Origin of the sequence: Kitasatospora sp. NPDC056531, assembly GCF_042794375.1 — a bacterium.
Taxonomy (GTDB): domain Bacteria; phylum Actinomycetota; class Actinomycetes; order Streptomycetales; family Streptomycetaceae; genus Kitasatospora.
Genome location: NZ_JBHTTU010000050.1, coordinates 22456 through 30585 on the forward strand (window position 1 = coordinate 22456; position 8130 = coordinate 30585).

An 8130-nucleotide genomic window follows, 5' to 3' on the forward strand; every position below is an offset into this window, starting at 1 on the left:
CCGGGGGCTCCTTCCGTAGCGCTACGCCTTACGCGGGCACCGAGGCCACGCCGGGGGCGAGGAACTTCTTGCCGGTCACCCGCTCCGAGACGCCCTCACGGTCCAGGTACGGGGTGATCCCGCCCAGGTGGAAGGGCCAGCCGGCACCGGTGATCATGCAGAGGTCGATGTCCTGGGCCTCGGCGACGACACCCTCCTCCAGCATCAGGCCGATCTCCTGGGCCACGGCCTCCAGGGCGCGGCTCAGGACCTGCTCCTCGGTGAGCACCGAGTCGCCGAAGGTCAGCAGCTCCAGCACCTCGGGGTCGAGGACCTGCTTGCCGTCCACCCAGGTGTAGAAGCCGCGCTTGCCGGCCTTGACCACCTTGCCGAGGTTCTCGGAGACGGTGAACCGCTCCGGGAAGGCACCGTGCAGGGTCTCCGAGACGTGCAGGGCGATGGCCGGGCCGACCAGCTCCAGCAGCACGATCGGGGACATCGGCAGGCCGAGCGGCTCGACGGCCTTCTCGACGCTGGCGATCGGGGTGCCCTCGTCGATGATGTTCTGGATCTCGCCCATGAAGCGGGTCAGGATCCGGTTCACCACGAACGCCGGGGCGTCCTTGACCAGGACCGAGGTCTTCTTCAGCTTCTTCGACACGGCGAAGGCGGTGGCCAGCGACGCGTCGTCGGTCTGCTCGCCGCGGACGATCTCCAGCAGCGGCAGGATCGCGACCGGGTTGAAGAAGTGGAAGCCGACGACCCGCTCGGGGTGCTTCAGCTTCGAGGCCATCTCGGTGACCGACAGCGAGGAGGTGTTGGTCGCCAGCACACAGGTCGGCGAGACCACGTTCTCCAGGTCCGCGAAGACGGTCTGCTTGACGCCCATCTCCTCGAACACGGCCTCGATGACGAAGTCCGCGTCACCGAAGGCGGCGGCCTTGTCGAGCGAGCCGCTGACCAGGCCCTTGAGGCGGTTGGCCTTGTCCTGGCCGATGCGGCCCTTGCCGAGCAGCTTGTCGATCTCGGCGTGGACGTAGCCGACGCCCTTGTCGACGCGCTCCTGGTCGATGTCGGTGAGGACCACCGGCACCTCCAGACGGCGGGCGAACAGCAGCGCCAGCTGCGAGGCCATCAGACCGGCACCGACGACGCCGACCTTGGAGACCGGGCGGGCCAGCGACTTGTCCGGCGCGCCGACCGGGCGCTTGGCCCGACGCTGCACCAGGTTGAAGGCGTAGATGCCGCTGCGCAGCTCGCCGCTCATGATGAGGTCGGCCAGGGCCGCGTCCTCGGCGTCGAAACCGGCCTGCAGGCTGGCCTTGTCGGCGAAGTCGGCGTCCTTGACGGCGGCGATGATGTCCAGCGCCTTGTAGGCGGCCGGAGCGGCGCCGTGCACCTTGCCGTCGGCGACCAGACGGCCCCAGGCGACGGCGTCGTCCCAGGCCTTGCCGCGGTCGATCGCCTCGCGCTCGACGACGACGTCGCCCTTGAGGACCTTGGCGGCCCACAGCAGCGACTGCTCCAGGAAGTCGGCCGGCTCGAAGATCGCGTCGGCGATCCCCAGCTCGAACACGTCCTTGCCCTTGAGCTGCTTGTTCTGGTTCATCGAGTTCTCGATGATGACCTTGACGGCCTTACCGGCACCGATCAGGTTCGGCAGGATGGTGCAGCCGCCCCAGCCGGGGACGAGGCCGAGGAAGACCTCGGGCAGCGAGAAGGCCGGAACGCCCGCCGACACCGTGCGGTAGTCGCAGTGCAGGCCGACCTCGACGCCGCCGCCCATGGCCGCGCCGTTGTAGAAGGCGAAGGTCGGGACGGGCAGCGCGGCGATCCGCTTGAAGACCTCGTGGCCGCCCTTGCCGATGGCCAGCGCGTCCGCGTGCTGCTTGAGCAGCTCGACGCCCTTGAGGTCGGCGCCGACCGCGAAGATGAACGGCTTGCCGGTGATCGCGGCGCCGACGATCTTGCCCTCGGCGGCCTCGGCCTCGACCTGGTCCAGCGCCTCGGACAGCTTGAGCAGCGAGCCCGGGCCGAAGGTGGTCGGCTTGGTGTGGTCGAAGCCGTTGTCCAGGGTGATCAGGGCCAGCTTGCCGGCCTGCAGCGGCAGGTCCAGGTGGCGCACGTGGGCGGTCGTGACGACCTCGCCCGGGAACAGCTCGGCGCCGTGCTGGAGCAGCTCAGTGGTGTTCGTCATGTTCACTTACCACCCTCAAAGTGGGGGTTCTCCCAGATGATGGTGCCGCCCATGCCGAAGCCGATGCACATCGTGGTGAGGCCGTAGCGGACGTCCGGGCGCTGCTCGAAGCGGCGGGCCAGCTGGTTCATCAGGCGCACGCCCGAGGAGGCCAGCGGGTGGCCGAAGGCGATCGCACCGCCGAACGGGTTGACCCGCTCGTCGTCGTCCGCGATGCCGTAGTGGTCCAGGAAGGACAGCACCTGGACGGCGAAGGCCTCGTTGATCTCGAAGGCCTGGATGTCGTCGATGGTCAGACCGGCCTTGGCCAGCGCCTTCTCGGTGGCCGGCACCGGGCCGATGCCCATGACCTCGGGCTCGACGCCCGCGAAGGCGTAGGAGACCAGGCGCATCTTGACCGGGAGGCCGAGCTCCTCGGCGACGTCCTCGGCGGCCAGCAGCGAGGCGGTGGCACCGTCGTTCAGACCGGCCGAGTTGCCCGCGGTGATGTTGCCGTGCGGGCGGAACGGGGTCTTGAGACCGGCCAGCGACTCCATCGTGGTGCCCGGGCGCAGCGGCTCGTCCACAGTGGCCAGGCCCCAGCCGGTCTCGCCGACCTCGGGGTTGGTGTTGCGGATGGAGATCGGCACCAGGTCGGGCTGGATGTCGCCGTTGGCGTACGCCTTGGCGGCCTTCTCCTGCGAGCGCACGGCGAAGGCGTCGCAGCGCTCCTTGGTCAGGTGCGGGAACCGGTCGTGCAGGTTCTCCGCGGTCATGCCCATGAACAGGGCGGACTCGTCGACCAGCTTTTCGGAGACGAAGCGCGGGTTCGGGTCGACGCCCTCACCCATCGGGTGGCGGCCCATGTGCTCGACACCGCCGGCCACGACCACGTCGTACGCGCCGAAGGCGATGCCGCCGGCGGTGGTGGTCACGGCGGTCAGGGCGCCGGCGCACATGCGGTCGATCGCGTAACCGGGAACGGACTTCGGCAGGCCGGACAGCAGGGCGGCGGTGCGCCCGATGGTCAGACCCTGGTCGCCGATCTGCGTGGTGGCCGCGATGGCGACCTCGTCGATGCGCTCGACGGGCAGGTTCGGGTTACGGCGCACGAGCTCCCGGATGCACTTGACGACGAGGTCGTCCGCGCGGGTCTCGTGGTAGATGCCCTTCGGGCCGGCCTTGCCGAACGGGGTGCGGACGCCATCGACGAAGACGACGTCCCTCGCGGTACGAGGCACGGGGGCTCTCCTCCCAGGGACCAACATTTCGAGGTGGGCAGGCTGCCGCCGGTGAAGACCCGGGCGGCGCCGCCATCACCGTCATGCTACCGGTCGGTAACCAACCTGCCCAGGCCCTTCGGACGGTTCGGACCGTGTGTCCCGCGACACGTCCGACCAGGAAGGCTTCCCGGACACGCCGAAGGGGATGCCGTCCGGACGGACGACATCCCCTTTTCGGAGCCACGCCTCGGGAGCGCGGCCGGGTCAGCCCTGGGCTGAGACGGCGGTGGCGAACGCGGCGGCCACCGGCGGCGCCACCAGGTCGACCTGCCACTGCCGGGCGCCGAGCCGGCGCAGCGCGGCGGCCACGCCCTCGGCGTTCGGCTCGGCCGGCGGCTCCCAGGAGACCCGGCGCACCAGGTCCGGGGTGATCAGGTTCTCGGCCGGCAGGTTGTGACGCTCGGCCAGGTCGCTGACGGCGGCGCGGGCGCCGGAGAGCCGGGCGGCGGCCACCGGGTCCTTCTCGGCCCAGGCCCGCGGCGGCGGCGGTCCGTCGTGCGGCGCGGCGGCCGGCGGCAGCTGGTTCTCCGGGATCTCCCGGGCACGCTGCACCGCCGCCAGCCACTGGTCCAGCTGGCGCCGGTGCAGTCGCGGCCCGAAGCCCTGGACGGCCTGCAGTGCGGCGATGTTCAGCGGCATGGCCAGCGCGGCGTTGACGATCGCGGCGTCCGAGAGCACCCGACCGGGGGAGACGTCGCGCTCCTGCGCTATCCGGTCGCGGGTCAGCCACAGCTCGCGCACCACGGCCAGCTGGCGGCGCCGGCGGACCTTGTGCAGCTGCGAGGTGCGCCGCCACGGGTCGGTGCGCGGGGCCGGGCGGGGCGCGGCGGCGATCGAGGCGAACTCCTCCAGGGCCCAGCCGAGCTTGCCCTGGGCGTCCAGCTCCTGTTCGAGTGCGTCGCGCAGCTCGACCAGCACCTCGACGTCCAGAGCCGCGTAGCGCAGCCAGGGCTCGGGCAGCGGGCGGGTGGACCAGTCGACCGCCGAGTGCTCCTTGGCCAGGCTCAGCCCGAGCACGTTCTCGGTCATCGGCCCGAGGCCGACCCGGGCGAAGCCGGCGATCCGCCCGGCCAGCTCGGTGTCGAACAGGCGCTGGGGTCTCATGCCCACCTCGGCCAGGCAGGGCAGGTCCTGGGTGGCGGCGTGCACCACCCACTCGGCGTCCGCGATGGCGGCGCCCAGCCCGCTGAGGTCGGGGCAGGCGATCGGGTCGATCAGGGCGGAGCCGGCACCCGCACGGCGCAGCTGGATGAGGTACGCGCGCTGCCCGTAGCGGTAGCCGGAGGCGCGCTCGGCGTCGACGGCGACCGGTCCGGTGCCCGCGGCGAAGGCGGCGATCGTGGCGGCCAGCGCCCGCTCGTCCGCCACGACGGGCGGGATCCCCTCCTTCGGTTCGAGGAGCGGGACCGGGGCTGCTTCTTCTGGGATGGCTGCTACGGCGTCGGTCACCCCCCAAGGGTACGACGGTCCCCGGAACTGGGAGTGTTGTCGGACTGGTCAGACCGTTACGGACGGAGGCGAAGATGCCGTCCACACATGCCTGCGGCGGCCGCTCCCATGCCTGCGGCGGCTCAGAAGGAACGTTCCTCCTGAGCCGCCGTTGTGGTTCGACAAGCGGTTCGGGTCCGATCGGCTCAGTGGATGATTCCGGTGCGCAGTGCGACCGCGACCATGCCTGCGCGGTCCCCGGTGCCGAGCTTGCGGGCGATCCGGGCCAGGTGGCTCTTCACGGTGAGCGCGGACAGGCCCATCGCCACGCCGATCGCCTTGTTCGACTGGCCCTCGGCGACCAGCCGCAGCACCTCGACCTCGCGGCCGGACAGCTCGCGGTAGGCGGCCTGCTGCGGGCCCGGCGCACCGGGGGCCCCGGGCGCTCCCGGAGCGCCGGCGGCGCCCGGCATGCCCGGCATCCCGGGGCGGCGCATCCGGCCGGCCAGCCCGGCGGCGCCGAGCGGCAGGCCCGGGCGGCCGGGCATCGCGACATTGGTGCGGGTGCCGGTGACCACGTAGCCCTTGACGCCGCCGGCCAGCGCGGAGCGGACCGCGCCGATGTCGTCGGCGGCCGACAGGGCCAGGCCGTTGGGCCAGCCCGCGGCGCGGGTCTCGGCGAGGATGGTCAGCCCGGAGCCGTCCGGCAGGTGTACGTCGGCGACGCAGATGTCGCGTGGGGTGGAGACCCGGGGGCGGGCCTCGGCGATCGAGGACACCTCGATCACGTCGCGGACGCCGAGCGCCCACAGATGGCGGGTGACGGTGTTTCGGACGCGGGGATCGGCGATGACCACCATGGCGGTGGGCTTGGTCGGGCGGTAGGCGACCACGTTTGCGGGGTGCTCAAGAAGGACCGACACCAGGCCTCCTGCGGGGAGTGGCGGACGGAACCCCGATGGGGGCGGTTCGGAGTGTTCCGCGTTCGGAAAGGGTCACAGTCTGCTTCGGCAGCAACCGTGCCCGGCTTTAGCGAAAGATCACGATCTAGTGAGTAACAATACGGACAAATCGCGCATATGACTGATGCGACATGCCTGGAATTCGTACAAAATCGATCAGAAACGTCGCTGATCGGTCGATTCTGGCCAGCTAATTGACGCAGAGCGGGATCGAAGTCACACTCCGTCAGTCCTGGGGGTGGAGTCGGGGCGGGAGGTGTCGCCCGGCCCGGGCACCACTCGTCAGTGCGACCGCGGGCGTCGCCGGGCGGGCATCGGGACCACCCCACCGAGTGACGTGACCTCGGCCGGCGGCTGCGCGGCCGGGGTGGCCGGCGGCAGCCCGGCGCTGATGCAGAGCAGATCCCCCCAGGCCGCCAGGTGTCGCTCGAACCGGCCGTCAGCCGGCGTCCAGGAGGCCCGGATCTCGATCTCGGTCGAGGACGGACGGTCCGCCAGGCCGCCGAAGTACTGCGAGGCGCAGCGGGTCACCGTGCCGGACGGCTCCGCGTACCCGGCGCCCTGCGCCTGCAGCGCGTCCATCAGCCAGGCCCAGCCGACCTCGGAGAGCATCGGGTCGCCCGCCATCTCCGGCTCCAGCTCGGCCCGGGTCATGGTGACCACCCGGAACTCCCCGTTCCAGGCCTCCTGCCCGGCCGGGTCGTACAGCAGCACCAGCCGGCCGTCGGCCAGCTCCTCGCCGTCCACCTCCACGGTGGCGGTCAGCGCGAACGCGTGCGGGGCGAGCCGGCGCGGGGCTGGCGCGGGGGAGAGCTGGACCTCGGGCCGCAGCCGAGCCCCGTTCAGGGCCTCCACAGCGGCCCGGAACTCGCTCGGCGCACCCTCCCGACCTGTTCCGCCACCTGCTCCGCCACCCTGCGCGGGGTGCCCGCCGACCGCTGCCATGACCCGAAGACTAGGTCGAAAACCCGGGTTATCGCCGCAACTTCCGTCCGCGCGGCGTGCCGGAACGGCAAACCCGGACAGATCTTGGAGGAACCGACGAGGCCGCCCGGGGAGGACGGTCCGAGGCGCATGCGAAGATTTGACCCGTGAGCGAGACTACGGCAGACCCGACGGCGGCCCCCCTCGACGGCCGACCCACCCCCGTGCGCCGCGGCGCCGCGCACGACTCCGCGTTCCTGCGCGCCTGCCGGCACGAGCCGGTGCCGCACACCCCGGTGTGGTTCATGCGCCAGGCGGGCCGCTCGCTGCCCGAGTACCTGAAGGTCCGCGAGGGCATCCCCATGCTGGAGTCCTGCATGCGGCCCGAGCTGGTCAAGGAGATCACCCTGCAGCCGGTGCGCCGGCACAAGGTGGACGCGGCGATCTTCTTCAGCGACATCGTGGTGCCGCTCAAGGCCGTCGGCATCGACGTGGACATCAAGCCCGGCATCGGTCCGGTCATCGCCGATCCGATCCGAACCTTCGAGGACCTCCAGCGGCTGCGCCCGCTGGAGCCCGACGACGTCCCGTACATCACCGAGGCCATCGGCCTGCTGGTGGACGAGCTCGGCGAGACCCCGCTGATCGGCTTCGCGGGTGCGCCGTACACCCTGGCCAGCTACCTGGTCGAGGGCGGACCGTCCAAGAACCACGAGAACACCAAGGCCATGATGTACGGGCAGCCCGAGCTGTGGGCCGCCCTGGTGGACCGGCTCGCGGACATCACCTCGGCCTTCCTGAAGGTGCAGATCGAGGCGGGCGCCTCGGCGGTCCAGCTGTTCGACTCCTGGGTCGGCTCGCTCGCGCCGGACGACTACCGCCGCTCGGTGATGCCGGCCAGCACCAAGGTCTTCGACGCCGTCGCCCACTACGGGGTGCCGCGGATCCACTTCGGCGTCGGCACCGGCGAGCTGCTCGGGCTGATGGGCCAGGCCGGCGCGGACATCGTCGGCGTCGACTGGCGGGTGCCGCTGAACGTCGCCGCCGAGCGGGTCGGCGCGGGCAAGGGCCTGCAGGGCAACCTCGACCCGGCGGTGCTGTTCGCGCCGACCAAGGTCGTGGAGACCAAGGCCCGCGAGGTGCTGCACGCCGCCCAGGCGCTCGGTACCAGCGGCCACATCTTCAACCTCGGCCACGGCGTGCTGCCGTCCATGGACCCGGACGCGCTCTCCCGTCTGGTCGCCTTCGTGCACGAGGCCAGCGCGCGCTGACGCGTCGAGCCGCGGGGGGGGGGGGTCGGGGGCACCGGGGGAAGCAACCCCCTGTCCCCCCCCCCCCCCCCCCCCCCCCCCCCCCCCCCACCCCCCCCCCACCCACC

Annotated in this window: 6 protein-coding genes; 1 reads left to right on the forward strand and 5 read right to left on the reverse strand. The window is 71.7% G+C overall.

The window, feature by feature from the left end:
• Positions 1 to 28: 28 nt before the first annotated feature.
• The 5 genes from ACFQ87_RS30930 to ACFQ87_RS30950 all read right to left on the reverse strand — a co-directional run bounded on the left by ACFQ87_RS30930 (position 29) and on the right by ACFQ87_RS30950 (position 6773).
• Positions 29 to 2176 carry a 3-hydroxyacyl-CoA dehydrogenase NAD-binding domain-containing protein gene (locus ACFQ87_RS30930; protein ID WP_380614158.1) on the reverse strand — a complete coding sequence of 716 codons (2148 nt, stop codon included), beginning with the start codon at positions 2174 to 2176 and terminating at the stop codon, positions 29 to 31.
• Positions 2177 to 2178: 2 nt separating this feature from the next.
• Positions 2179 to 3396 carry a thiolase family protein gene (locus ACFQ87_RS30935; protein WP_380614159.1) on the reverse strand — a complete coding sequence of 406 codons (1218 nt, stop codon included), beginning with the start codon at positions 3394 to 3396 and terminating at the stop codon, positions 2179 to 2181.
• 246 nt (positions 3397 to 3642) lie between these two features.
• The gene (locus ACFQ87_RS30940; RefSeq protein ID WP_380614160.1) at positions 3643 to 4887 is read right to left on the reverse strand and encodes a ribonuclease D; all 1245 of its coding nucleotides are present in this window, start codon (positions 4885 to 4887) and stop codon (positions 3643 to 3645) included.
• 185 nt (positions 4888 to 5072) lie between these two features.
• Positions 5073 to 5789, reverse strand: coding sequence for a response regulator transcription factor (locus tag ACFQ87_RS30945; protein ID WP_030288221.1), 717 nt, complete (start codon positions 5787 to 5789; stop codon positions 5073 to 5075).
• A 321-nt stretch (positions 5790 to 6110) separates the two neighbouring features.
• On the reverse strand, positions 6111 to 6773 hold the full coding sequence (locus tag ACFQ87_RS30950) for a DUF3000 domain-containing protein (protein ID WP_380614161.1): 663 nt from the start codon (positions 6771 to 6773) through the stop codon (positions 6111 to 6113).
• A 203-nt stretch (positions 6774 to 6976) separates the two neighbouring features.
• Between ACFQ87_RS30950 and hemE the strand changes: the two genes are divergently transcribed.
• Entirely contained in the window at positions 6977 to 8023 is a 1047-nt protein-coding gene (gene hemE, locus ACFQ87_RS30955) for a uroporphyrinogen decarboxylase (RefSeq protein WP_380614183.1), read from the forward strand.
• The last annotated feature ends 107 nt before the right edge of the window (positions 8024 to 8130 follow it).